The sequence below is a fragment of the Micromonospora sp. Utrum1 genome (genome assembly GCF_057197805.1).
Genome location: NZ_CM170071.1, coordinates 585,966 through 609,833, shown reverse-complemented (window position 1 = coordinate 609,833; position 23,868 = coordinate 585,966). Strand labels below are relative to the sequence as shown.

21 protein-coding genes are annotated in these 23,868 nt (G+C 72.4%); 5 read left to right on the top strand and 16 right to left on the bottom strand.

The window, feature by feature from the left end; translation table 11 throughout:
- Positions 1 to 157 precede the first annotated feature (157 nt).
- From eccE to rarD, 4 genes are all read left to right on the top strand, one after another.
- Entirely contained in the window at positions 158 to 1,873 is a 1,716-nt protein-coding gene (eccE, locus tag AC0OLQ_RS03015) for a type VII secretion protein EccE (RefSeq protein WP_484530099.1), read from the top strand.
- A 47-nt stretch (positions 1,874 to 1,920) separates the two neighbouring features.
- Complete coding sequence (locus tag AC0OLQ_RS03010; RefSeq protein ID WP_484530098.1) at positions 1,921 to 2,307, top strand: phage holin family protein; 387 nt, start codon at positions 1,921 to 1,923, stop codon at positions 2,305 to 2,307.
- A gap of 94 nt (positions 2,308 to 2,401) precedes the next feature.
- Entirely contained in the window at positions 2,402 to 2,890 is a 489-nt protein-coding gene (locus AC0OLQ_RS03005) for a GNAT family N-acetyltransferase (protein ID WP_484530097.1), read from the top strand.
- Positions 2,887 to 3,807 (top strand): EamA family transporter RarD, encoded by a 921-nt coding sequence (rarD, locus tag AC0OLQ_RS03000; protein WP_484530096.1) that lies wholly within the window; start codon positions 2,887 to 2,889, stop codon positions 3,805 to 3,807. The genes AC0OLQ_RS03005 and rarD overlap by 4 nt, the downstream gene beginning before the upstream one ends.
- Before the next feature lie 7 nt (positions 3,808 to 3,814).
- Here the strand turns inward: rarD and AC0OLQ_RS02995 are convergent, their stop codons facing one another.
- The 3 genes from AC0OLQ_RS02995 to AC0OLQ_RS02985 all read right to left on the bottom strand — a co-directional run bounded on the left by AC0OLQ_RS02995 (position 3,815) and on the right by AC0OLQ_RS02985 (position 6,098).
- Positions 3,815 to 4,540, bottom strand: a complete 726-nt coding sequence (locus tag AC0OLQ_RS02995; protein ID WP_484530095.1) for an anti-sigma factor family protein — start codon at positions 4,538 to 4,540, stop codon at positions 3,815 to 3,817.
- Positions 4,537 to 5,106, bottom strand: a complete 570-nt coding sequence (locus AC0OLQ_RS02990) for a sigma-70 family RNA polymerase sigma factor (RefSeq protein ID WP_484530094.1) — start codon at positions 5,104 to 5,106, stop codon at positions 4,537 to 4,539. The genes AC0OLQ_RS02995 and AC0OLQ_RS02990 overlap by 4 nt, the downstream gene beginning before the upstream one ends.
- Positions 5,107 to 5,315: 209 nt before the next feature.
- The gene (locus tag AC0OLQ_RS02985) at positions 5,316 to 6,098 is read right to left on the bottom strand and encodes an IclR family transcriptional regulator (protein WP_357332522.1); all 783 of its coding nucleotides are present in this window, start codon (positions 6,096 to 6,098) and stop codon (positions 5,316 to 5,318) included.
- Between the two features lie 154 nt (positions 6,099 to 6,252).
- On the opposite strand from AC0OLQ_RS02985, the gene AC0OLQ_RS02980 reads away from it, so the two are divergent.
- Entirely contained in the window at positions 6,253 to 7,464 is a 1,212-nt protein-coding gene (locus tag AC0OLQ_RS02980; protein ID WP_484530093.1) for an MFS transporter, read from the top strand.
- Here AC0OLQ_RS02980 and AC0OLQ_RS02975 read toward each other — a convergent pair.
- The 13 genes from AC0OLQ_RS02975 to AC0OLQ_RS02915 all read right to left on the bottom strand — a co-directional run bounded on the left by AC0OLQ_RS02975 (position 7,440) and on the right by AC0OLQ_RS02915 (position 23,816).
- Positions 7,440 to 8,519, bottom strand: a complete 1,080-nt coding sequence (locus tag AC0OLQ_RS02975) for a polyprenyl synthetase family protein (RefSeq protein WP_484530092.1) — start codon at positions 8,517 to 8,519, stop codon at positions 7,440 to 7,442. The genes AC0OLQ_RS02980 and AC0OLQ_RS02975 overlap by 25 nt on opposite strands.
- An 87-nt stretch (positions 8,520 to 8,606) precedes the next feature.
- The gene (gene nuoN, locus AC0OLQ_RS02970; protein WP_484530091.1) at positions 8,607 to 10,160 is read right to left on the bottom strand and encodes an NADH-quinone oxidoreductase subunit NuoN; all 1,554 of its coding nucleotides are present in this window, start codon (positions 10,158 to 10,160) and stop codon (positions 8,607 to 8,609) included.
- Positions 10,157 to 11,689, bottom strand: coding sequence for an NADH-quinone oxidoreductase subunit M (locus AC0OLQ_RS02965; RefSeq protein WP_484530090.1), 1,533 nt, complete (start codon positions 11,687 to 11,689; stop codon positions 10,157 to 10,159). Before AC0OLQ_RS02965 ends, nuoN begins: the two co-directional genes overlap by 4 nt.
- A 64-nt stretch (positions 11,690 to 11,753) precedes the next feature.
- Positions 11,754 to 13,679, bottom strand: coding sequence for an NADH-quinone oxidoreductase subunit L (gene nuoL / locus AC0OLQ_RS02960; RefSeq protein WP_357332512.1), 1,926 nt, complete (start codon positions 13,677 to 13,679; stop codon positions 11,754 to 11,756).
- A gap of 10 nt (positions 13,680 to 13,689) precedes the next feature.
- Positions 13,690 to 13,989: an NADH-quinone oxidoreductase subunit NuoK gene (gene nuoK, locus AC0OLQ_RS02955; RefSeq protein ID WP_073834091.1), complete on the bottom strand. Its 300-nt coding sequence runs from the start codon at positions 13,987 to 13,989 to the stop codon at positions 13,690 to 13,692.
- Positions 13,990 to 14,047: 58 nt separating this feature from the next.
- On the bottom strand, positions 14,048 to 14,818 hold the full coding sequence (locus AC0OLQ_RS02950) for an NADH-quinone oxidoreductase subunit J (protein WP_484530089.1): 771 nt from the start codon (positions 14,816 to 14,818) through the stop codon (positions 14,048 to 14,050).
- Positions 14,815 to 15,456 carry an NADH-quinone oxidoreductase subunit NuoI gene (gene nuoI, locus AC0OLQ_RS02945; RefSeq protein WP_466068319.1) on the bottom strand — a complete coding sequence of 214 codons (642 nt, stop codon included), beginning with the start codon at positions 15,454 to 15,456 and terminating at the stop codon, positions 14,815 to 14,817. Before nuoI ends, AC0OLQ_RS02950 begins: the two co-directional genes overlap by 4 nt.
- A gap of 1 nt (position 15,457) precedes the next feature.
- On the bottom strand, positions 15,458 to 16,813 hold the full coding sequence (nuoH, locus tag AC0OLQ_RS02940) for an NADH-quinone oxidoreductase subunit NuoH (RefSeq protein ID WP_484530088.1): 1,356 nt from the start codon (positions 16,811 to 16,813) through the stop codon (positions 15,458 to 15,460).
- A complete protein-coding gene (locus AC0OLQ_RS02935) occupies positions 16,810 to 19,290 on the bottom strand; it encodes an NADH-quinone oxidoreductase subunit G (protein WP_484530087.1) in 2,481 nt (826 codons plus the stop codon). The genes nuoH and AC0OLQ_RS02935 overlap by 4 nt, the downstream gene beginning before the upstream one ends.
- Complete coding sequence (gene nuoF / locus AC0OLQ_RS02930) at positions 19,290 to 20,606, bottom strand: NADH-quinone oxidoreductase subunit NuoF (RefSeq protein WP_357332503.1); 1,317 nt, start codon at positions 20,604 to 20,606, stop codon at positions 19,290 to 19,292. The genes AC0OLQ_RS02935 and nuoF overlap by 1 nt, the downstream gene beginning before the upstream one ends.
- On the bottom strand, positions 20,603 to 21,760 hold the full coding sequence (nuoE, locus tag AC0OLQ_RS02925) for an NADH-quinone oxidoreductase subunit NuoE (protein ID WP_484530086.1): 1,158 nt from the start codon (positions 21,758 to 21,760) through the stop codon (positions 20,603 to 20,605). The genes nuoF and nuoE overlap by 4 nt, the downstream gene beginning before the upstream one ends.
- A complete protein-coding gene (locus AC0OLQ_RS02920; RefSeq protein WP_091261235.1) occupies positions 21,757 to 23,082 on the bottom strand; it encodes an NADH-quinone oxidoreductase subunit D in 1,326 nt (441 codons plus the stop codon). Before AC0OLQ_RS02920 ends, nuoE begins: the two co-directional genes overlap by 4 nt.
- Positions 23,079 to 23,816, bottom strand: a complete 738-nt coding sequence (locus AC0OLQ_RS02915) for an NADH-quinone oxidoreductase subunit C (protein WP_357332499.1) — start codon at positions 23,814 to 23,816, stop codon at positions 23,079 to 23,081. The genes AC0OLQ_RS02920 and AC0OLQ_RS02915 overlap by 4 nt, the downstream gene beginning before the upstream one ends.
- Between the last annotated feature and the right edge of the window lie 52 nt (positions 23,817 to 23,868).

The following is a 23,868-nucleotide window of genomic DNA, read 5'->3' as shown; positions in this document are numbered from 1 at the left end:
CAAACGAAGCTCTACGATGAGCCACGGCGGCGTCACCCGGCGAACGGGCGGGGGAGGTGTGGTGAGCGCGACCACCACCGACCGGCCGACGCCCACCGCCGTTTGCGCACCACAGTGGACGGCCCGACCGGCACCGTTGGTCCGGGCGGGGCAGGTGGTGACGGCACAGGTAGCGGTCGCCGCGCTGGTCGCGACCGTGGGCCGGGGCGTCCTGGTGACCGCGGCCGCCCTGCTGCTGGCGGCGGTGCTGCTGCCCGCCGCCTGGGCCCGGTTCCGGGGCCGATGGCTCTTCGAGTGGCTCGCCGTCGGCGCGGCCTACCTGGCGCGCCACCGTGCCCTCCCGGCGGCCGCCGGGCCGGCGGCCCTGTTGGAGCTGTCCTGCCCCGGGGCGGCGGTGCGCGCCGCGGAGCTGGCCGGCGGCCCGGCGGCGGTGCTGGAGGACGCCGCCGGGATGACCGCGCTGCTGGAGATCGGCGACCCGGACGACCTGCTCGGCGACGGCCCGCGGGAGCTGCCGCAACCGATCGCCCTGCTGCCCCCGGCGGGACCGGATAGCCCACCGGTCCGGATCCAGCTGTTGTTCTCCGCGTCGCCCGCGCCGTCGCCCGCAGCCGGGGCGGGCACGGCCGGCACGTCGTACCGTCAGCTCACCGACGGGCGGCTGGCGGGTCGGGCCCGGGCCGTGCTGGCCGTCCGGACGCTCCGGACCGACGGTTGGTCGGACGAGGAGCTGCGCCGGGCGCTGTCCGGCACGGTCCGGCGGATCGTTCGCCGGCTCGGTCCGCTCACCGGCCGCCCGCTCGGCGGTCCCGCGGCGCTGCGCGTGGTGGCCGAACTGGCTCACCACGACGCCGGGGCTCCGGTCCGGGAGAGCTGGGCGGCGGTGACCCTGGGCGGGCTGCCGCAGACCACCTGGCGGCTGCGCCGTTGGCCCGATCCGCGCACCGACGCCGCGCGGCGGCTGGTGCCCCGGCTGCTGGCGCTGCCGGCCACCGCCACCACCGTGTCGCTCTGCGTCGGTCCGCGCGCCGGCGCGAACTCCGCGCCCGTGCCGGCCGAGCTGACCGTACGCCTGGCCGCCCGCACCGCGGCGGAGCTGTCGGTGGCCGAGCGGGCGCTGCACCGCCTCGCCGGGGATCTCGGCGCGGAGCTGCGCCGACTGGACGGCGAGCACCTGGCCGGGCTGGCCGCCACCCTGCCGCTGGCGGTCGCCCGGGCGGCCGCGCCCCCGGCGGGGCCCGAGCTGACCGCCCTGGAGTTCGCCCTCGGCGAGTCCGGCTTGATGGTGGGCGCCAACCGGCACGGTGGCGCGCTGACCGTACGCCTGTTCCGCCCCACGACGACCCGGCTGCTGCTGGTCGGCGGGGTACGCGCGGCCCAGCTGCTGACCCTGCGGGCACTGGCGCTCGGCGCGCGGGTGGCGGTGCAGACCACCCGGCCCCGGGTCTGGGAGCCGTTCGTCCGCGGGGTCGGCGCGCCGGGCGGCGCGGTGCCGCTGGTGCCGCCGGGGCGACCGGTCGGCGGTGCGCCCGGGTCCCCGCTGCACCCCCTGATGCTGGTGGTCGACGCCGGCCCGGTGCCGCCCGAGGTCGGCCCGGCGGCGGCCTGGCAGTCCGTCCTGGTGGTCCGCGACGAGCTGACCCCGGCCGACACGGCCGCGCTGGCCCGCGCCGACCTGGCGATCCTGCAACCGCTCGACCCCGGCGAGGCGGCGCTGGCCGGCGCCGCGCTCGGCCTCGGCGGCTCGGCGGACTGGCTGACCCGGATTCGGGACGACATGGTGGCCGTGGTGAACCGGCGGGCGCTGCGCTGGGCGCTGCTCTCGCCGACGCCGATCGAGTCGCAACTGGTCGGTCGCCCGGCCCGCCACTGAGCCGGCACGGGTTCCGCGAGTCGACGCGGCATGGCACGATCCCGGCCATGGATTTTCTGAAGGGTCTTCTGATCCGGCTGGGCTCGACGGCCGTGGCCTTCTGGTTGGCCACGCTGCTCATCCCGGGCATCACCCTGGACTCGGATTCGGCCACCGAGACGGTGACCACGCTGGTGCTCGTCGCGGTGATCTTCGGAGTGGTCAACGCGGTGCTCCAGCCGATCATCAAGACCGTCGGCTGTGGCTTCTACCTGTTGACCCTCGGCCTGATCGCCCTGGTGGTCAATGGCCTGCTCTTCCTGCTCACCAGCTGGATCGCCGGTGAGGCGGGGCTGCCGTTCCACGTGGACGGCTTCTGGCCGGCCGGTGTGCTGGGCGCGCTCTTCGTCGGCGTCGTCACCTGGATCCTCGGCGCCGTCCTCGACCGCGACTGAGCCGCACCACCCGCCGATTCCCGCCCGCCGGTCCAGGCCAGTGGGCGGGAATTGGCTGGCGAGGCGGGGTCGGGCCGAAACTAGGGTCGGAGGGGTGTTCACCCTGACCCGCCCCGACGGCTACCTGCTCAGCACCGATCCGGACCGGCTCGACCTGGACCGGGTGCACCACTGGCTTTCCACGGACGCGTACTGGGCGCTCGGGCGGGACCGGGACACGGTGGGGCGGGCCTTCGCCGGATCGATCGGCTTCGGCGTCTACCGGCCCGGGGACGGGCGGCAGGTCGCGGTGGCCCGCGTGGTCACCGACCGGGCCACCTTCGCCTGGCTCTGCGACGTCTACGTCGACCCGGCCGAGCGGGGCCGGGGGCTGGGCACGTGGCTGGCCGGCGCGGCCCGGGACCACCTGGCCGAGTGGGGTGTACGCCGGCTGCTGCTGGCCACGGCCGACGCGCACGGGGTCTACGCGAAGGTCGGCTTCGCGCCGGTCGAGCCGGGCCGCTGGATGGAGTACGACCAGCGGGTGACCCAGCTCACCGGAAAGGAGCAAAGCGCCGGATCACCACTTACGGTGGAGGCGTGAACCAGACCCGTCTCGGCTACCTCTACGGCTTCGGCGCCTACCTGCTCTGGGGCTTCTTTCCGATCTACCTGAAGCTGCTCCGCCCGGCCGGGCCGGTGGAGATCCTCGCGCACCGGATCGTCTGGTCGGTGCTCTTCGTGGCGCTGCTGCTGGCCGCGATGCGCAACATCGGCTTCCTGCGGGCGCTGGCCCGGCGGCCCCGGGCGCTGGCCGCCATCACGGCCGCCGCCGCGCTCATCGCGGTCAACTGGGGCACCTACATCTACGGGGTGAACTCCGACCGGGTGGTGGAGACCGCCCTCGGCTACTTCATCAACCCGCTGGTCGTGGTGCTGATCGGGGTCTTCGTGCTGCGCGAGCGGCTGCGCCCGGCGCAGTGGGCGGCGCTCGGCGTGGGTGGTCTCGCGGTGGCGGTGCTGACCGTCGACTACGGCCGGCTGCCCTGGCTGGCCCTCGTGCTGGCCTTCAGCTTCGCCGGCTACGGGCTGGTCAAGAAGCGGCTCGGGCTGCCTGCCGCGGAGGGCCTCTTCGTCGAGTCAGCCGTGCTGGCCCTGCCCGCGCTGGCCTACCTCGGCTGGCTGGGCCGGCAGGGTGACGCGACCTTCGGGCACGGCTCCGGGCACACCGTGCTGCTGGTGCTGGCCGGCGCGGCCACCGCGATCCCGCTGCTGCTCTTCGCCGGGGCCGCCAACCGCCTGCCGTTGACCGGGTTGGGCATGTTGCAGTACCTCGCGCCGATCCTCCAGCTCGGCTGCGGCGTGCTGGTCTTCCACGAGCCGATGCCGCCGGCCCGGCTGGCCGGGTTCGCCCTGGTCTGGCTCGCCCTCGTGGTGTTCACCGTGGACGCCCTCCGGCACACCCGCCGGACCCGCGCCGCGGCGCGGGCCGCCACCCCGGTGCCCGCCGGGGCCCGCTGACCGCGCCTCAGCGGGCGTCGTAGGCGAGGACCGGAGTGCCGTCGGCGCGAACCAGTTCGAGGCGCACCAGCTCTCCGTGGGTGAAGTGGGTGGCGCCGACGACGCGGACGTTGTCGCCGGGGGCCGCCAGCCAGGTGCCGACCTGTTCCGTCGCACCGTCCGGGCCGTGCGCCACCAGCCGGAAGGTGTACGCCTCACGGTGACCGGCGCGCTGGTCGTACCCGCAGCGGATCGTGACCTCGGTGCCCCACCTCTTGTCGGTCAGGGCGACCTCGGCGTGCAGCGGCACCGGGCCGGCGACCGGCCGCATGGCCGTCATGTCCACCTGCGCCGTCGCGGTCGGCGTCGCCGTCGCGGTCGTCGCCGTCGGCGGCGGGGCGGCCGGCGGGCGGACCAGGGACACCCCGACGCCGGCCAGCACGGCGAGCACGGCCGCGGCGAGCGCGGTCAGCGCGTACCGTCGCCGGGACCGGGACCGCTCGCGGCGCCGGCGGTCCCGCGCGGCGTCGAGCAGCGCGGGCACCCGGGAGGTCTCCGTGGCGGACGGCAGGAACTGCTCCAGCCCGGCCGGGTCGAGCCGGCCCAGCAGGCCGGGCAGCACGGCGATCTCGGCCACCGCCTCCCGGCAGGACGCGCAGCCGGCCAGGTGCCGCTCGTAGGCGGCCCGCTCGGCGGGGGCGAGGGCGCCCAGCACGTACGCGCCGTCGTCGTGCGCGAACTCGCAGCGGGTCATCCGGTCACCCCCATTTCGGCCAGCACCAACCGTAGTGAGCGCAGCGCGTAGTGGGTGCGGGACTTCACCGTGCCCGGCGGCACCCCGAGCCGGCTGGCCGCCTCGGCCACCGACCGCCCCTGATAGAAGCACTCGACCAGCACCTCGCGGTGGGTGGGGCTGAGCCGGTTCAGCGCTTCGGCCACGGTCCACGCCTCCACCGCGCGCTCCGTCTCGTCGACCGTCTCGGCAGGCTCGGGCAGCTCGTCGGTGTAGACCTCGCCGACCCGGGTGGACCGCCGGCGCCAGGCGTCGATGGCCAGGTTCCGCGCCGTGGTGAAGAGCCAAGCGCGGACCGAGCCGCGCCGCGGGTCCAGCGACTCGGGATGCCGCCAGGCCCGGAGGAGCGTCTCCTGCACCAGGTCCTCGGCGCGCGACCGGTCGCCGTTGACCAGCCGGAGGGCGTGCGCGAAGAGCGCGTCGGCATGCTCGTCGTGCAGCGCGCGCAGCAGTTGGGCGTCGTGGTCGCTGATGGCGGTACCTCGCTTCCGGCGGCGGGGAGACCGGCGATGCGTTCGCCCGTTCATACGGGCCGGGACGCCGAACGGTTCAGCCGCAGGTCACGTCGCAGCTGTTCACGTCCGGTTCAGGTTCCCGCCGGTGCCCGCTCACCGCGCCCTGGCAGCGTCCGGCCGGTATGCGTACCCGGGTGATCCACCCCGGGTCGCTCCGGCCTTGGGCCCGTCCTCGAAGGGCCTCTTCCCCCCGCCGGGAAGGGGTCCTTCGACCGCCCCGGTCAGGTCTCCGCGGCGATGCCGTCGGCGACCGCGCGGGCGACGGTGAGCAGCTTGGCCCGGACCACCCGGGCGGAGGTCATCATCTCGCTGGCCGGCAGCGCGCAGGCCAGCACCACCCGGCGCTCGATGTCCTTGTCCGGAGTGACCAGCACCGCCGCGCACGCCACTCCCTGCCGGAACTGCCCCAGCTCCAACTGCATGCCGCGCCGGTCGCCGGCGGCCAGGTCGGCCTCGAACGCCTCGATGCTGGTGAGGGTGGCGCCGGTGAACGGGCGCATGCCGTATTCCCGCAGGTAGCGAAAGCGCTGCTCGGCGGTGAGGGTGGCGAGCAGGCTCTTGCCGAGCGCGGTGGCGTGCGCCCCCTCGTCGAAGCCCGGCACCAGGTCCTCCAGGTAGGGCGAGCGCGGCCCCTCGGCGACCGCCGTGACCGCGACCTGGCCGCCCACGAAGCGGCCCAGGTAGTGGCTCCAGCCGGTGTCCGTCGCGGCCCGCCGCAGCGCCTCCCCGACCGACGGCGGCCCGCGGAACGCGGTGACCAGCTCGCGATAGCGGTCGGCGACCTCCAGCCCGACGATGTACGTGCCGTCCTCCCGGCGGATCACGTAGCCCTCGTAGGCCAGCGTGCGCACCAGGTGGTAGGTGGTGGCGACGGTCAGCTCGCAGCGGCGGGCGATCTGCTTGACGGTGAGCCCCTTCGGCGCACGGCCGACCGACTCGAGCACTCGTAGCGCGCGGGAGACACTTCGGATCAGGTCCGAAGGTTCCGCCAAGGGGTCACGCACAACCACCTCCGCCGCCGGGGACTTACACCATATGAAAAACAGGCCGAGTGCGAAATGCCTGTTCGGATCGAGGATGCCAGATCACCGGGCACGGACCGTGCACCGACAGACACCGTCAGCTGCCGAAACGTGGTCGGCGTAGGTTGGTCGGGCCATGACTGAAACCGTGCTGCACCCCGCCGCGTCCGCGCCCCGGCGTACCGTCCGGATCAACGCGGGCGCGATCGCCACCACGATCGCCTGCGTCCTGCCCGTCTTCCTGGTCGGCGGCCTCGCCGTGCAGATGGGCGACGACCTCCACTTCACCCCCGCCGGGCTCGGCCTGGCCGTCTCGGTCTACTTCGGCGTCAGCGCCCTCGCCTCGGTGCCCTCCGGTGCCCTGGTCGAGCGGTACGGGCCGGCCGTGGTGGCCCGCGCCGGCATCCTGCTCTCCGCCGGCTCCCTGCTGGCCGTGGCGGGGCTGGCCCGGTCGTACCCGTTGCTGGTGGCGCTGCTCGCGCTCAGCGCCGCCGCGAACGCCCTCGGCCAGCTCGCCAGCAACGCGGCGCTGGCCCGGCACGTGCCGGCCCACCGGCAGGGGCTCTCCTTCGGGGTGAAGCAGGCCGCCATCCCGGTCTCCACCCTGCTCGCCGGCGCGGCGGTGCCGACCGTCGCGCTGACCGCCGGCTGGCGCTGGGCGTTCGTGGTGGCCGCCCTCGCGGCGCTGGCCGCGCTGCCGGCCGTACCCCCGGCGGAGCGGGGCCGGGTCCGGCGTGCCGCCGCCGGCCGGGCGGGCCGGGCCACGACGGCGCTGGTGGTGGTCGGCGTGGCGGCGACCCTGGCGGCAGCCGCGGCCAACGCGTTGGGCACCTTCGTGGTCGACTCTGCGGCCGGCCGGGGGCTGTCCCCGGCGCTGGCCGGGCTCACCCTCACCCTGGGCAGCGCGGTCTGCGTGGCGGCCCGGGTGGGCGCCGGCTGGCTGGCGGACCGCCGGGAGACCGGGCACGTCGCGTTGATCGCCGGGATGCTGGTGGTCGGCGCGGTGGGGCTGGTGCTGCTGGCGGTGGCCGGTCCGGTGCCGCTGGTCGCCGGCGTGGTGCTCGGCTTCGGCCTCGGCTGGGCCTGGCCCGGGCTGATGAACTTCGCGGTGGTCCGGCTCCACCCGCAGGCCCCGGCCGCCGCCACCTCGATCACCCAGACCGGGGTGTACGCGGGCGGCTGCCTCGGACCGCTCGGCCTCGGCACGATCGCCGACACGGCCGGCTACCCGGCGATGTGGGCCACCGCGGCGGGGGCCATGCTCCTCGCCGCCCTGTTCATGCTCACCGGCAGCCGGCTGCTGGCACGCTCCGGGCCAGGAGGTCAGCTGGTGCGGTCGGCGATGTAGTCGCAGAGGGATTCGAGGGCGCGGCGGGCCGGGCCCTCGGGGAGCGGGGCGAGGCGGGATCGGGCGTCCTCGGCGTAACTGCGGACCGTTTCCCGGGCGCGCTTGAGCGCGGGGGACTCGCGGAGCAGGCCGAGGGCCTCGGCGTGCAGCGCGTCGTCGACCAGCGGGCCGGTGGCCAGGATCTCCCGGAGCCGGACGCTGGCCGCGTCGGAGTCGTCGGCGGCGAGCGCGTAGAGCACCGGCAGGGTGGGCACGCCCTCGCGCAGGTCGGTGCCGGGCGTCTTGCCCGACTGCACCGACTCGCTGGCGATGTCCAGCAGGTCGTCGGAGAGCTGGAAGGCCACGCCGATGATCTCGCCGTAGCCGGCCAGGGCTTCGATGTGTTCGGCGGACGCCCCGCCGAACATGCCGCCGAAGCGGGCCGAGGTGGCGATGAGCGAACCGGTCTTCTCGGCGATGACGTGCAGGTAGTGCGCGACCGGATCGGTGCCGCGCGGGCCGACCGTCTCGGCGATCTGCCCGTGCACCAGCCGGGCGAAGGTGCGCGCCTGCAGGCGTACGGCCTCCGGGCCGAGGTCGGCCGCGATGTCGGCGGCCCGGGCGAAGAGGTAGTCGCCGACGAGGATGGCCACCGAGTTGGTCCAGCGGGAGTTGGCGCTCGGGGCGCCCCGGCGCACGGCCGCCTCGTCCATGACGTCGTCGTGGTAGAGCGTCGCCAGGTGGGTCAGCTCCATGATCACGGCGGCGGGCACGACCTGCGCGCCGTCCGGGTCGCCGAACTGGGCGCCGAGCGCCACCAGCAGCGGGCGGAACCGCTTCCCGCCGGCTTCGACCAGGTGCCGGGCCGCCTCGGTGACGAGCGGGTCGGCGCTGGCCACGCTGGCCCGCAGGTCGGTCTCGACCCGCTCCAGGAGGCCCAGCACGGACGCCTCGACGCGCGGATCGGCGAGGTGCAGGCCGAGCGCGCCGAACTGACCCGTGCCCGGGCCCGGACGACCGCCCGGGCCGGTGGCACCTGAACGCTCGCCAGCCGGAATCACCACGCCATCAACCATGCCACACCCGTTCGACCTGCCCGGCGAGGGGGATACGACCGGGGGCCGGCACGCTGCGGCGTACCGGCCCCCGGGGTGGAACGTGGGTCATCGCACGAATTCGGCGGCACCGTTGGCCAGGTCGAGCAGGGGCGCCGGGGCGACCCCCAGAACCAGCGTGGCGAGCACACCGATGACCAGGGCGGCCGAGGTGAGCGCGCCCGGCACGGTGACCGTCGGGGTGGCGTCGCCGGGCTCGGAGAGCCACATCATCACCACGACCCGCAGGTAGGGGAAGGCCAGCACCATGCTGGTCAGCACGCCGGCGATCACCAGCCAGGCCTGGTCCGCGTCCAGCGCCGGGGCGAAGACGGCGAACTTGCTGGTGAACCCGCTGGTGAGCGGGATACCGGCGAAGGCCAGCAGGATGAACGTGAAGATCGCCGCGAAGAACGGCGACCGGCGGCCCAGCCCGGCCCAGCGGGACAGGTGGGTGGCCTCCCCGTCGGCGTCCCGCACCAGGGTCACCACGGCGAACGCGGCGAGCACCGAGAAGCCGTACGCGACCAGGTAGAACATCGTGCCGGAGAGCCCCTCCTTGCTGGGCGCCAGCACGCCCACCAGCAGGTAGCCCGCGTTCGCGATCGACGAGTACGCCAGCAGCCGCTTGATGTCCGTCTGGGTGACCGCCAGCACCGCGCCGACCAGCATGGTCAGCACCGCCACCGCGCCGAGCACCGGGGTGAAGTCCCAGGAGGCACCGGCGAAGGCGACGTGGAAGACCCGCAGCAGGGCGCCGAACGCGGCGACCTTGGTGCAGGCGGCCATGAAGCCGGTCACCGGGGTCGGCGCGCCCTGGTAGACGTCCGGGGTCCAGACGTGGAACGGGGCGGCGGCGGCCTTGAAGAGCAGGCCGATGGCGAGCAGCGCCATGCCGGCGAAGAGCAGCACCGGGCTGGACGAGGACTCGGCCACCGCGGCGTGCACCGTGGCGAAGTCGACGCCCGCGCCCCGGCCGGGGATCCCGGAGGTGAAGCCGTAGATCAGGGCCACGCCGAAGAGGAAGAACGCCGAGGCGTACGCGCCGAGCATGAAGTACTTCAGCGCGGCCTCCTGGCTCAGCAGCCGCCGGCGGCGAGCCAGCGCGCAGAGCAGGTAGAGCGGCAGCGAGAAGACCTCGAGGGCGATGAACATGGTCAGCAGGTCGTTCGCCGCCACGAAGATCAGCATGCCGCCGATGGCGAAGGTGACCAGCGGGTAGACCTCGGTGGTGCCGCCCATCCCGTCCGCCTGCCGGCGGTCGTCGGCCGACTCGGCGGTGACCGCGGCGTGGGCCACGAAGGCCCCGCCCCGCTCCACCGTGCGCTCGCCGATCAGCAGCAGCGCCATGGCGGCCAGGATCAGGATGGCGCCCTGGAGGAAGAGCGTCGGCCCGTCCACCGCGATGGCCTGGCCGGCGGTGATCAGCCGGTCGTCGGCGTTGAAGATGACCATGGCCAGCGCGGCGCACACCGCCAGCAGGCCCAGGCCGAGCTGCACCGCGTTGCGCAGGCGGCGCGGCACGAACGCCTCGACCAGGACGCCGACCAGGGCGGCGCCCAGCATGATCAGGATGGGAGCGAGCGCCGCGTAGTCGATCGACGGCAACTTGAGCTCGGTCACTTCGCGGCCTCCTGGACGCTGCCGACCTCAGGGGCGGGATCGGTCTTGCCGACGTCCTGCATGGTCGCCCGGACGGCGGGGTTGATGACATCGGTGACCGGCTTGGGATAGAAGCCGAGCAGCACGATCAGCGCGATCAGCGGGGCGACCACGATCTTCTCGCGCAGGCTGAGGTCGCGGCGCATGCCGTCGACCTCGGTCAGGGCCGGGTTGAGGGTGCCCTGGGTGGTGCGCTGCACCATCCACAGCACGTAGGCCGCGGCCAGGATGATGCCGAGCGTGGCGATCACCGCGACCGGCTTGTTCGTGGTGAACGTGCCGATCAGCACCAGGAACTCGGAGACGAACGGCGCGGTGCCGGGCAGCGCCAGCGAGGCGAGACCGGCGAAGAAGAGCACCCCGGCGAGCACCGGCACGAGCTTGCCCGCGCCGCCGAAGTCGCTGATCAGCGCCGAGCCCCGGCGGGCGATCAGCATGCCCACCACCAGGAAGAGCAGGCCGGTGGCCAGGCCGTGGTTGAGCATGTAGAGCACCGCGCCGGTGCCGGCCTGGGTGGTGAAGGCGAAGATGCCGACCCCGATGAACCCGAAGTGCGCGATCGAGGTGTACGACACCAGCCGCTTGAGGTCGTTCTGCCCGACTGCCAGCAGCGCGGCGTAGATGATGCCGATCACGCCGAGCGCCAGCGCCCACGGGGCGAACCACCTCGACGCCTCGGGGAAGAGCGGCAGGCAGTACCGCAGGATCCCGAAGGTGCCGACCTTGTCCAGCACGCCGACCAGCAGCGCCGCCGCGCCGGCCGGGGCCGCGCCACCGGCGTCCGGCAGCCAGGTGTGGAACGGGAAGAACGGCGCCTTGATGGCGAACGCGAGGAAGAAGCCGAGGAAGAGCCAGCGGGCCGTGTCGGTGGCGAACTCGGCCTGGCTGAGCGCCTGCCAGTCGAAGGTCTTGCCGCCGACCACCCAGAGGCCGATCACCGCGGCGAGCATGAACAGGCCGCCGACCAGGGAGTAGAGGAAGAACTTCACCGCGGCGTACTGCCGCTGGTGGCCGCCGTAGCTGCCGATGAGGAAGTACATCGGCACCAGCATGACCTCGAAGAACACGTAGAACAGGAAGACGTCGGCGGCGGCGAAGACGCCGATCATCGTGCACTCGAGGACGAGCAGCAGCGCGAAGTAGACCGGCACCGAGCGCTTGGACGACTCGGCGTCGTGCCACGACGCCAGGATCACCAGCGGCACCAGGATCGCGATCAGCATCAGCATGACCAGCGCGATGCCGTCCACCTCGAAGGTGAAGTTGACGCCCCAGTTCGGGATCCACGCGTACGACTCGCGGAACTGGAACCGGTCACCGTCGGCCTGGAAGGTGATCCACATGGCCACCGAGAGCACCAGCACCAGCAGCGACCAGCCGAACGCCACCAGCTTGGCCAGGTCCGGGTTGCGCCGCGGCAGCAGCGCCACGACCAGGGCGCCGAGCAGCGGCGCCACGGTCAGCACCGAGAGGAACGGGAAGTTGGACATTATTCGGCCTTACCTCCGTCGTGACTGCGTGGCCCGCCGGCGGGGGCGGCCCCGTTGAGGTCGATCACGCCAGCCACCCCGCCTGCACCGCCAGGAACGCCGCCACCACGAGCAGCGCGCCGGTCAGGATCGAGGTCGCGTACGACCGCACGAAACCGGTCTGCAGCCGCCGGAGCCGGCCCGAGCCCCCGCCCACCGCGGCGGCGAGGCCGTTGACCAGCCCGTCGACGCCCCGGTTGTCGAGGAAGACCAGCGCCCGGGTGAGGAAGATGCCCGGCTTCTCGAAGACCGCCTCGTTGACGGCGTCCGTGTAGAGGTTCCGGCGGGCGGCGGTGACCAGCACGCCGGCCGGCTGCGGCTCGGTGGCCGTGCCGTTGCGGAACAGGAACCAGGCCAGCCCGGCGCCGAGGACGGTCACCAGCAGCGAGAGCGTGGTGATCAGCCAGTGGGCGAGGACGGCCTCGTGGCCCTCCTCCTGGCCGCCCAGGCCGGCGGTCGCCTCCAGCCAGTCGGGCACCGACGTGGCGAGCAGGAAGCCCGCCGCGACCGAGCCGATCGCCAGCAGGATCAGCGGGATGGTCATCAGCTTCGGCGACTCGTGCGGGTGCTCGATGTCCTCGGTCCAGCGGGCCGGGCCGTGGAAGGTGAGCACGAAGAGCCGGGTCATGTAGAACGCGGTGAGCCCGGCGCCGAGCAGCGCCGCCATGCCGAAGAGCCATGCCGTCCAGCCCTCCCGCTCGAACGCGGCCACGATGATCGGCTCCTTCGAGAAGAAGCCGGAGAACGGGAACATGCCGATGATGGCCAGCCAGCCCATCATGAAGGTCAGCCAGGTGACCTTCATGTACTTCGACAGGTTGCCGAAGCGGCGGATGTCCACCTGGTCGTTCATGCCGTGCATGACCGAACCGGCGCCGAGGAACATGTTGGCCTTGAAGAAGCCGTGCGCCAGCAGGTGCACGATGGCCAGCGCGTACGCCGCGCCGCCCAGGCCGACGCCGAGGAACATGTAGCCGATCTGGCTCACCGTCGACCAGGCCAGCACCCGCTTGATGTCGTCCTTGGCGGCGCCGATGAGGCAGCCCATCAGCAGGGTGACCGCGCCGACGCTGACCACCACGAGCTGGAGGGTGTGGTCGGCCGAGAAGATCGGGTTGGAGCGGGCGATCAGGTAGACGCCCGCGGTGACCATGGTCGCCGCGTGGATGAGCGCGGAGACCGGCGTCGGGCCCTCCATCGCGTCCGGCAGCCACGCCTGGAGCGGGAACTGGCCGGACTTGCCGGTGGCGCCGAGCAGCAGCAGCAGGCCGAGCACCAGCACGGTGGTGCCGCTCAGCGCGCCGACGCCGTTGAAGACCTCGTCGTACTGGGTGGTGCCGAGCATGGCGAACATGACGAAGATGCCGATGGCCAGGCCGGCGTCGCCGACCCGGTTCATCAGGAACGCCTTCTTGCCGGCGGTGGCCGCGCTCGGCCGGCCGTACCAGAAGGAGATCAGCAGGTACGACGCCAGGCCGACGCCCTCCCAGCCGAAGTAGAGCATCACGTAGTTGTTGCCGAGCACCAGCAGCAGCATCGCGGCGACGAACAGGTTGAAGTACCCGAAGAACCGCCGCCGGCCCTCGTCGTGCGCCATGTACTCGACCGCGTAGAGGTGGATCAGGAAACCCACCCCGGTGATCAGCAGCACGAAGACCGCGGCCAGCGGGTCGAAGAGCAGACCGAAGTCCACCTTCAGGTCGCCGACCGTGATGAACTGCCAGAGGCTCTGCTCGACCTGCTTGTTCTCCAGGCCACGCAGCTGGAAGAAGTAGGTCAGGCCGAGCACGAAGGCGGCGCCGATGGCCGCCACGCCCAGCCAGTGACCCCAGCGGTCCGCCCGCTTGCCGAGCAGCAGCAGGATCGCCGCGCTCACCAGCGGGATGGCCACCAGCAGCCAGACACTGCCCAACAGCCCGCTGGCCTGGGCGAATTCCACAGTTTCTTCCACCGGAGGCCCCTCAGTACTTCAGCAGGTTGGCGTCGTCGACGCTCGCCGAGCGTCGGGTCCGGAAGATCGACATGATGATCGCGAGCCCGACCACGACCTCGGCCGCGGCCACCACCATCACGAAGAACGCCATGATCTGACCGTTCAGGTCACCGTTGATGCGGCTGAACGTGACCAGCGTCAGGTTGGCCGCGTTGAGCATCAGCTCGACGCACATGAACAGCACGATGGCGTTGCGCCGGATCAGCACGCCGACGGCGCCGATGGTGAACAGCACCGCCGCGAGGATCAGGTAGTAGTCCGGGGTCATCGCTGAGCCAGCCTTTCGTTCGCGACTGCGGGGCTCCGCTCCGCTGCACTCCTCGCGCTCACCGCTCTGTCCCCTTCAGCGTGTTCTCCTCGGCGGTCAGCTCGCGGACCGGCAGGATCTCCGGGATGCTGCGGTCGGTCAGCCGGCCGTCGGGCAGGCGGGCCGGGGTGGCCACCGAGGACGACGTGGCGAAGACGCCCGGTCCGGGCTTCGGGCCGGGGTAGTTGCCGGGGCGGAACCGGGCCTTCATGGTGGCGACCTGGTCCATCCGGTCCTCCTTGCGCCGCTCCACGTGCGCCAGCACCATCGCGCCCACCGCGGCCGTGATGAGCAGCGCGGAGGTCAGCTCGAAGGCGAAGACGTACTTGGTGAAGAGCAGCCGGGCGATGCCCTGCACGTTGCCCTCGGCGTTCGGCCGGTCCAGACCGACCGCCTGTACGCCCTCCAGCGCCCGGTAGAGCCCGGAGCCGATCAGGCCGGCGAAGCCGAGCCCGAGCACCACCGCGGCGACCCGCTGGCCGCGCAGCGTCTCGATCAGCGAGTCGGAGGCGTCCCGGCCGACCAGCATCAGCACGAACAGGAACAGCATCATGATCGCGCCGGTGTAGACGATGATCTGCACCATGCCGATGAACGGCCCGGCCTGGAGCACGTAGAACACGCCCAGGCAGAGCATGGTCAGCACCAGCCAGAGCGCCGAGTGGACCGCGTTGCGCGCCCAGACCATGCCGATCGCCCCGATCAGGGCCAGCGGGGCGAGGATCCAGAAGGTGACCTCCTCACCCCCGGACACCTGGCCCGCCGCGGCGAGCACCGTCTGACTGGTCATGCTCCTGCTCCCTTGCCCGCCTCGGCCCGCTGAGCGGCCTGCTCGGCGCCGGGGAAGGTCACGCCGGGGTGCTCCTCCACCTGGTACCGGCCCGGGCCCATCGGCGAGTGCTCGGCGCCGGCCGAGGTGCCCGGGTTGGTCAGCGCGCCGACGTAGTAGTCCTTCTCGCTGTCGCCCAGCCGCATCGGGTGCGGCGGCTGCTCCATGCCCGGCAGCAGCGGCGCGAGCAGCTGCTCCTTCGTGAAGATCAGGTCCTGCCGGTTGTCCCGGGCCAGCTCGTACTCGTTGCTCATGGTGAGCGAACGGGTCGGGCAGGCCTCGATGCAGAGCCCGCAGAAGATGCACCGGGCGTAGTTGATCTGGTAGACGCTGGCGTACCGCTCACCCGGGGAGAAGCGCTGCTCCTCGGTGTTGTCGCCACCCTCCACGTAGATCGCGTCCGCCGGGCAGGCCCAGGCGCACAGCTCGCAGCCGATGCACTTCTCCAGCCCGTCCGGGTGCCGGTTGAGGATGTGCCGCCCGTGGTAGCGCGGCGCCGAGACCGGCGGCTTGAACGGGTAGTCGGTGGTGACGACCTTCTTGAACATGTGCGAGAAGGTGACCCCGAAGCCCTTGAACGTTCCGGTGATCGCGCCCACGTCACACCTCCCCTGACTCGGAGCCGGCGACGACGTTGGCCGGCTCCCGCTCGGCGACCACGCGCTTGGTGCGCGGGCTCGGCGGAACCTGAAGATCCATCGGCGGCAGCGGGAAGCTGCCGTGCGGACGGCTGTTCACCTGCTCCTGGAGCGGTGCCCTCGGCGCCTTCTTCCGGGTCGGCCAGAAGAGCGTGGCCAGCAGCAGGAGGCCCGCGGCGATGCCGGTGGCGAGCAGCCGGTCCTTGGTCTGCCAGTCCTCGATCGAGCGGAGCCCGCTCAGCACCAGGATCCAGACCAGGTTGATCGGCAGCAGGACCTTCCAGCCGAAGCGCATGAACTGGTCGTAGCGGAGCCGGGGCAGGGTGCCCCGCAGCCAGACGAAGACGAAGACCAGGATGATGACCTTGCCGAAGAACCAGAGCATCGGCCACCAACCCGAGTTGGCGCCCGACCATAGGGTGATCGGCCAGGGTGCCCGCCAGCCGCCGAGGAAGAGCGTGGTGGTGACCGCGGACATGGTCACCATCGAGACGTACTCGGAGAGCATGAAGAGCGCGAACTTGAGCGAGCTGTACTCGGTCATGAAGCCCGCGACCAGCTCCGACTCCGCCTCGGGCAGGTCGAACGGCGCTCGGTTGGTCTCACCGACCATGGCGATGAAGAAGATGACGAAGCTGGGCAGCAGCAGGATCGCGTACCAGCCGGGGGCCGGGATCTGCTGGCCGGCGATGGTGAGCTGGGTGGCGTCGCCCTGTGCGGCGACGATCCCGCTGGTCGACATCGTGCCGGCGGTCATGAACACCGCCACGATGCTCAGCCCCATGGCGACCTCGTAGGAGATCATCTGTGCGCTGGACCGGAGACCGCCGAGCAGCGGGTACGTCGAGCCGGAGGCCCAGCCGCCGAGCACGATGCCGTAGATGCCCATCGAGGAGCAGGCGAGGATCACCAGCACCGCCACCGACACGTCGGTGACCTGCAGCGGCGTCCAGTGGCCGAAGATGCTCACCTTCGGGCCGAACGGCACCACCGACAGCGCGGTGACCGCGGAGATCACCGAGATGGTCGGCGCGAAGAAGAAGACCACCTTGTCGGCGGTGCGCGGGAGGATGTCCTCCTTGAACGCCATCTTCAGGCCGTCCGCGAGGGTCTGCAGCAGGCCGAACGGGCCGACCTGGTTCGGGCCGGGCCGCACCGCCATGCGGCCGACCACCCGGCGCTCGAACCAGACGCCGAGCAGCGTGGCCAGCAGGCCGAAGACGAACGCGAAGACGATCTTCCCGAGGACCAGCCACCACGGGTCCTTGCCGAAGTCGGCGAGTGTGGGGTCCTGCGCCGCGAGGATGACGGTGTTCACTGGGCACTCCCGGTGTTGAGGAGCGGACCCGGACGGCCGGCCGCGTCCGCGGCGACCGCCGCGGCCGAGACCTGCACGACCTCGCCGGACGTCGCGCCGAGGCTGCGCCGGACGGTCGAGCCGGGTGAGTTGGTCGGCAGCCAGACGACGCCGTCCGGCATCTCGGTGATCGCCGCCGGCAGGGTGACCGCGCCGCGGTCGGTGCCGACGGTCACCGGGTCGCCGTCCGCGACACCGAGCGCCTCGGCGGTGCCCTTGCCCAGCCGGACCACCGGCGGGCGGGCGGTGCCGGCGAGGTGCTCGTCGCCGTCGGTGAGGCTGCCCAGGTCGATGAGCTGGTGCCAGGTCGCCAGCACGGCCTCGCCGGCGCCGGGCTGCGGCACGGTGGCCGGCTCGACCGACGGAGCGGACGGCCGGTCCACCCGGGTCGGCGGCAGCGCGCCCAGCTCCCGGCGGACGCTCTGCACGTCGCCGGTGCCCAGCCGCACGTCGAGCTGCGCGGCGATCGCGTCGAGCGCCCGGCCGTCGGTCATCGCCTCGGTCTCCAGCACCTTCTCGAAGGTGCGCAGCCGGCCCTCCCAGTCCAGGAAGCTGCCGGCCTTCTCGACCACCGGGGCGACCGGGAGGACCACGTCGGCCCGGCGGGCCACCGCGCTCATCCGCAGCTCCAGGCTGACCAGGAACGGCACCGCGTCCAGGGCCTGCTCGGCCAGGCGCGGGTCGGCCAGGTCGGCCGGGTCGACGCCGGCCACCACGAGGGCGCCGACCTGACCGTTCGCCGCGGCGGTGAGGATCCCGTCGGTGTCCCGGCCGGCCTGGCTCGGGATCACCCCGGCCGGGATGTCCCACGCCTCGCCCAGCTCGGCGCGGGCGGCCGGCTCGGTGACCACGCGGCCACCGGGGAGCAGGTTGGGCAGGCAGCCCGCGTCGACCGCGCCCCGGTCACCCGCGCGCCGCGGCACCCAGGCCAGCTTGGCCCCGGTACGCCGGGCCACGTCCGCCGCGGCGGAGAGGCCGCCGGGCACCGCGCCCAGCCGCTCGCCGACGATCAGGATGGCGCCCGGCTGGCTCAGCGCCTCGGCCACCGTGGTGTGCTCGGCCAGCACGCTGGCCTCCTCGCCCGGCACCACCCGGGCCAGCTTGGCCCCGAGCTTCTCCAGGCCACTGGTCGCGAACGGCGCGAGCGCGTAAACGGTGAGCTTCTTCTTCAGGTACGCCTTGCGCAGCCGCAGGAAGAGGATGGGGCACTCCTCCTCCGGCTCCAGGCCGACCAGCACCACGGCGGGCGCGTTCTCCACGTCCGCGTAGGTCACGTCGGTGACTCCGGCGACGCTGCTGGCCAGGAAGTCGGCCTCCTCGCGGGAGACCGGGCGGGCCCGGAAGTCGATGTCGTTGGTGTGCAGCGCGACCCGGGCGAACTTCGCGTACGCGTAGGCGTCCTCGACGGTGAGCCGGCCGCCGGTCAGCACCGCCGTGCCGTGCCCGCCGTCCCGGGCGGCGCGCAGCCCCTCGGCGGCCCGGGTCAGCGCCTCGCTCCACGACGCCTCGCGCAGCTCACCGGTCTTGCCGTCCCGCACGAGCGGGGTGGTGAGCCGGTCGAACGCGCGGGTGTACTGGAAGCCCCAGCGACCCTTGTCGCAGTTCCACTCCTCGTTCACCGCCGGGTCGTCGCCGGCCAGCCGGCGCAGCACCTTGCCGCGGCGCCAGTCGGTGCGCTGGGCGCAGCCGGCCGCGCAGTGCTCGCAGGCGCTGGGGGTGGAGACCAGGTCGAACGGGCGGGCCCGGAACCGGTACTGCGCGCCGGTCAGCGCGCCCACCGGGCAGATCTGCACGGTGTTCCCGGAGAAGTAGGAGTTGAACGGGACGTCCCCGGCATCGCCCTCCTCGCCGTACGCGTCGTCCCGGTAGATGTTGATCTCCTCGGCGGACGACCGGCCCATCAGGTCGATGAACTTGTCGCCGGCGATCTCCTCGGAGAACCGGGTGCAGCGTTGGCAGAGCACGCAGCGCTCGCGGTCGAGCAGCACCTGGGTGCTGATCGGCAGCGGCTTGGGGTACTCCCGCTTGTGCTCGTGGAACCGGGAGTCCGTGCGGCCGGTGGACATGGCCTGGTTCTGCAGCGGGCACTCGCCGCCCTTGTCGCACATCGGGCAGTCCAGGGGGTGGTTGAGGAGCAGCAGCTCCATCACCCCCTCCTGGGCCTTCTTGGCGACCGGGGAGGTGAGCTGGGTCCGCACCACCATGCCGTCGGCCACCGTCTGGGTGCAGGAGGCGACCGGCTTGCGCTGGCCCTCCACCTCCACCAGGCACTGCCGGCAGGCGCCGGCCGGGGCCAGCAGCGGGTGGTCGCAGAACCGCGGGATCTCGGTGCCCAACTGCTCGGCGACCCGGATCAGCAGCGCCCCCTTGGGGGCGGTGACCTGGACGCCGTCGATGGTCAGGGTGACGGTCTCGGTCTGCTTTGCTACGTCGGTCATCAGTGGGCTCCCACCAGCTGCTTCTCGGAGAGCTTCGGCGCGGTACGTCCCTCGATGTAGTCGAGGTAGTCCTGCTTGAAGTACTTCAGCGACGAGGTCACCGGGCTGGTCGCACCGTCACCCAGGCCGCAGAACGAGCGGCCGAGGATGTTGTCGCAGGTGTCGAGCAGGGTGTCCAGGTCCTCGTGGGTGCCCTGACCGGAGAGGATCCGCCGGTAGACCCGGACCATCCAGTAGTTGCCCTCGCGGCACGGGGTGCACTTGCCGCACGACTCGTGGTGGTAGAACTCCAGCCACCGGTAGGTCGCGTACACCGGGCAGTCCTGGTCGGAGAAGATCTGCGTGGCCGTGGTGCCCAGGATCGAGCCGGCCGCCGCCACCCCCTCGAAGTCCAGCGGCACGTCCAGGTGCTCGGCGGTGAGCAGCGGCGTCGACGAGCCGCCCGGGGTCCAGAACTTCAGGTTGTGCCCGGGCTGCATGCCGCCGGCCAGCTCGATCAGCTCGCGCAGCGTGATCCCCATCGAGCACTCGAACTGGCCCGGGTTGGCGATCCGGCCGGAGAGCGAGTAGATCATCGGGCCGGACGACTTCTCCGTCCCCATGGTCTTCCACCAGTCGGCGCCGCCCAGCACGATGTACGGCACGCTGGCGATGGTGCCGACGTTGTTCACCACGGTCGGGCTGGCGTACAGGCCGTGGGTCGCCGGGAACGGCGGGCGCAGCCGGGGCTGGCCCCGGAAGCCCTCCAGCGAGTCCAGCAGCGCGGTCTCCTCACCGCAGATGTACGCCCCGGCGCCGGAGTGCACCACCAGGTCCAGGTCGAAGCCGGTGCCCTGGATGTTCCGGCCGAGGTAGCCCTTGGCGTACGCCTCCCGCACGGCGTTGCGCAGCCGGCGGGCGGCGTGCACGGCCTCACCGCGGATGTAGATGTACGCCCGGTTGGCCCGGATCGCGTATGAGGCGATGATGACGCCCTCAACCAGCGAGTGCGGGTCGTGGGTCATCAGCGGCAGGTCCTTGCAGGTGCCCGGCTCGCCCTCGTCCGCGTTCACCACGAGGTAGTGCGGCTTGCCGTCGCCCTGCGGGATGAACCCCCACTTGAGGCCGGTCGGGAAGCCCGCGCCGCCGCGGCCACGCAGCCCGGAGTCCTTGATCAGCTGGATCAGGTCGTCCGGGTGCGCCTTGAGCGCCTTGCGCAGGGCGGCGTAGCCGTCCAGCTTCTCGTAGGTGCCGATCCGCCAGGCGTCCGGCGACAGCCAGCGCTTGGTGAGCACCGGCGTCAGCTTGGCCAGCGTCTCCGGCCGAGGAGCGGTCACTTCTGGACCCCCGTTCCGCTCGCGTCCGCCGGGGTCGTGCCATTGCGGCCCGACGACGCTTCGTTGAGGTTGCGCTGCTGCGCCCCGGCCTCGTCGCCGGCGGGCTTGCCGTCACCGGCCGGCGGGTTGGCCGCCGCGCCGGCGGCCTCGGCCGCCTGGGCGTCGCGGGGCGCCGGCGCCGTGGCGTCCGTCGGGACCTTGGTGCCGGGGGCGTCCGGCACGGCGGTGCCCGCGTCCGGCTGCCGGGTCTCGGCGGTACGCACCTGCGGCGACTTGTCGTCCGGCGCCTTGACGTCCGGCGCGGTGCTGCCGGCGGCTGCCTCCGGCTTCGCCGGCTCGGCGACGCCGGCCGCCCTGGTCGGGGCGGACGCTCCGTCGCCACCCTTGACCGGAGCGGCGGCGGCCTCGGCCGGGGCCGGCTTGGCGGCCTCCGCCTTCGCCTTCGCCTCGGCGGCGGCCTTGTCGGCCTCGGCCTTGCTGCGGATCGGGGTGTTCGGGTCGAAGCCCGGCACCGAGATGCCGTGCTGCTCGGCCAGGCGCAGGCCGCGCAGGGTCGGCTCGCCGGGCCCGCCGTCGGCCACCGCGCCGTCCCGCTCGTCGGCGAAGCCGGCGAGCTGGACGGCCATCTCCTTGAGGGTGCAGAGCCGGGCGCCCCGGGTCGGCATCGGCCGGCCGCCGGCCCGCAGCTCCTCCACCACGCCGAGCGCGCCCTGCGGGTCGACGTTGTCGAAGAAGTCGTAGTTGACCGTCATGACCGGGCCGTAGTCGCACGCCGCCAGGCACTCGGCGTGCTCCAGGGTGATCTTCCCGTCCGCGGTGGTCTCGTCGTGCCCGACGCCCAGGTGCTCGGCGAGGGTGTCGTAGACCTCCTGGCCGCCGAGCACGTTGCACATCGTGTTGGTGCAGACGCTGACCAGGTAGTCGCCGGTCGGCTTGCGCTTGTACATGGTGTAGAAGGTGGCGACCGCGCCGACCTGGGCCTTGTTCAGGCCGAGCACCTCGGCGCAGAACTCGACCCCGGCCGGGGAGACGTACCCCTCCTCGGACTGGACCAGGTGCAGCAGCGGCAGCAGCGCCGAGCGGGACCGGTCCGCCGGGTACCGGGCGATGATCTCCCGCGCCCGCTCCCGGGTCTGTTCAGTGAAAACGGTCATCGGTCACAACCACCCATCACGGGGTCCAGCGAGGCGCCACCGGCGATCACGTCGGCGATCAGGCCACCCTCGGCCATCGCCGGGAGGGCCTGGAGGTTGACGAAGCTCGGCTCCCGGTAGTGCACCCGGTAGGGCCGGGTACCGCCGTCGGAGACCGCGTGCACGCCCAGTTCGCCGCGGGGCGACTCGACGGCGACGTACACCTGGCCCGGCGGGACCCGGAAGCCCTCGGTGACGAGCTTGAAGTGGTGGATCAGCGACTCCATCGACTGACCCATGATCTTGGCGACGTGCTCCAGCGAGTTGCCCATGCCGTCGACGCCGATGGCGAGCTGCGCCGGCCAGGCGATCTTGCGGTCGGCCACCATCACCGGGCCCGGCTTGAGCCGGTCGAGGGCCTGCTCGACCAGCTTCAGCGACTCGCGGATCTCGGCCAGCCGGACCAGGTAGCGGCCCCAGACATCGCCGTCGGTGTGCGTCGGCACGTCGAACTCGTACGTCTCGTAGCCGCAGTACGGCATGGTCTTGCGCAGGTCCCAGGCGAGGCCGGCGGAGCGCAGCACCGGACCGGTCACGCCGAGCGCGAGGCAGGCGGTCACGTCGAGGACCGCCACGTTCTTCGTCCGCTCGATCCAGATCGGCTGGCCGGAGAGGAGGTCCTCGTACTCCTTGAGCTTCTTCGGCATCAGCTTGAGGAAGTCGCGGATCTTGACGATCGCGTCGTCCGGCACGTCCTGCGCGACGCCGCCCGGCCGCACGTACGCGTGGTTCATGCGCAGGCCAGTGATGGTCTCGAAGATGTCGAGGATGTACTCCCGCTCGCGGAAGCCGTACAACATCATGTTGATCGCGCCCAGCTCCATGCCGGTGGTGGCCAGCCAGACCAGGTGCGACGAGATCCGGTTGAGCTCCATCATCAGCACCCGGATGGTGGTGGCCCGCTCGGTCACCTCGTCGGTGATGCCGAGCAGCTTCTCCACCGCGAGCGCGTACGCCGTCTCGTTGAACAGCGGGGAGAGGTAGTCCATCCGGGTCACGAAGGTCGAGCCCTGGACCCAGTTGCGGTATTCGAGGTTCTTCTCGATGCCGGTGTGCAGGTAGCCGATGACCGAGCGGGCCTCGCGGACCGTCTCGCCCTCCAGCTCCAGGATCAGCCGGAGCACGCCGTGCGTGGACGGGTGCTGCGGACCCATGTTGACGACGATCCGCTCGTCGTTGATCGGGTCCGTGCCGGAGACGACCTGGTCCCAGTCCCCACCGGTGACGGTGAAGACCTTGCCCTCGGTCGTCTCGCGCTCGGTCGCGTAGTTCGACGTGGTCACTGGTAGGACCTCCTACGGTCCGGCGGCGGGATTTCCGCACCCTTGTACTCGACGGGGATGCCGCCGAGCGGGTAGTCCTTGCGCTGCGGGTGCCCCTCCCAGTCGTCCGGCATGAGGATCCGGGTCAGGTTGGGGTGGCCGTCGAAGACGATGCCGAACATGTCGTACGTCTCCCGCTCCTGCCAGTCGGCGGTCGGGTAGACGGCGGTGACGCTCGGCAGGTGCGGGTCCTCGGCGGAGACCGCGGCCTCCAGCCGGACCCGGCGCCGGTAGGTCATCGAGGTGAGCTGGTAGACCACGTGCAGCCGGCGCCCCTCCGCGCCCAGGTAGTCCACTCCGGACACCGACGAGCAGAGCTCGAAGCGGAGCGCCAGGTCGTCGCGCATCACCTGGCAGACCTCGGCGATCCGCTCCGGGCGGACGTGCAGGGTCAGCTCGCCCCGATCGACCACGACCTTCTCGATCGCGTCGCCGAACTGGGGGTACGCCTCCTCCAGCGCGTCGCGGACCTCGTCGAAGTAGCCCCCGTACGGCCGGGCGGCCTCCTCGATCGGCTTGCGCTGGCGGACCAGGCCGCCGTAGCCGGAAACGTCGCCGGTGCCCTGGTTGCCGAACATGCCGCGCCCGGCCGGGCTGGCCGGCGGGTACTCCGCCGGGGCGGTGCTGCTGGCGCCGGCCGGGGTGGTCGGGACCGGCACGCCGCCGTCGTTGTTCTTGTCGTTCGGTGCCGTCACTGCGCCTGCCCTCCGTTCGCGACTGCGGGGCTCCGCTCCGCTGCACTCCTCG

Bases quoted from the DNA above. Each gene is read 5' to 3' on its own strand.
- AC0OLQ_RS02980 (WP_484530093.1), top strand. From the start codon at position 6,253: ATGACTGAAACCGTGCTGCACCCCGCCGCGTCCGCGCCCCGGCGTACC.
- AC0OLQ_RS02995 (WP_484530095.1), bottom strand. From the start codon at position 4,540: ATGACCCGCTGCGAGTTCGCGCACGACGACGGCGCGTACGTGCTGGGC.
- AC0OLQ_RS02990 (WP_484530094.1), bottom strand. From the start codon at position 5,106: ATGAACGGGCGAACGCATCGCCGGTCTCCCCGCCGCCGGAAGCGAGGT.
- AC0OLQ_RS02965 (WP_484530090.1), bottom strand. From the start codon at position 11,689: ATGTCCAACTTCCCGTTCCTCTCGGTGCTGACCGTGGCGCCGCTGCTC.
- AC0OLQ_RS02950 (WP_484530089.1), bottom strand. From the start codon at position 14,818: ATGACCAGTCAGACGGTGCTCGCCGCGGCGGGCCAGGTGTCCGGGGGT.
- AC0OLQ_RS03010 (WP_484530098.1), top strand. From the start codon at position 1,921: ATGGATTTTCTGAAGGGTCTTCTGATCCGGCTGGGCTCGACGGCCGTG.
- AC0OLQ_RS02935 (WP_484530087.1), bottom strand. From the start codon at position 19,290: ATGACCGACGTAGCAAAGCAGACCGAGACCGTCACCCTGACCATCGAC.
- AC0OLQ_RS02975 (WP_484530092.1), bottom strand. From the start codon at position 8,519: ATGGTTGATGGCGTGGTGATTCCGGCTGGCGAGCGTTCAGGTGCCACC.
- nuoE (WP_484530086.1), bottom strand. From the start codon at position 21,760: ATGACCGTTTTCACTGAACAGACCCGGGAGCGGGCGCGGGAGATCATC.
- nuoK (WP_073834091.1), bottom strand. From the start codon at position 13,989: ATGACCCCGGACTACTACCTGATCCTCGCGGCGGTGCTGTTCACCATC.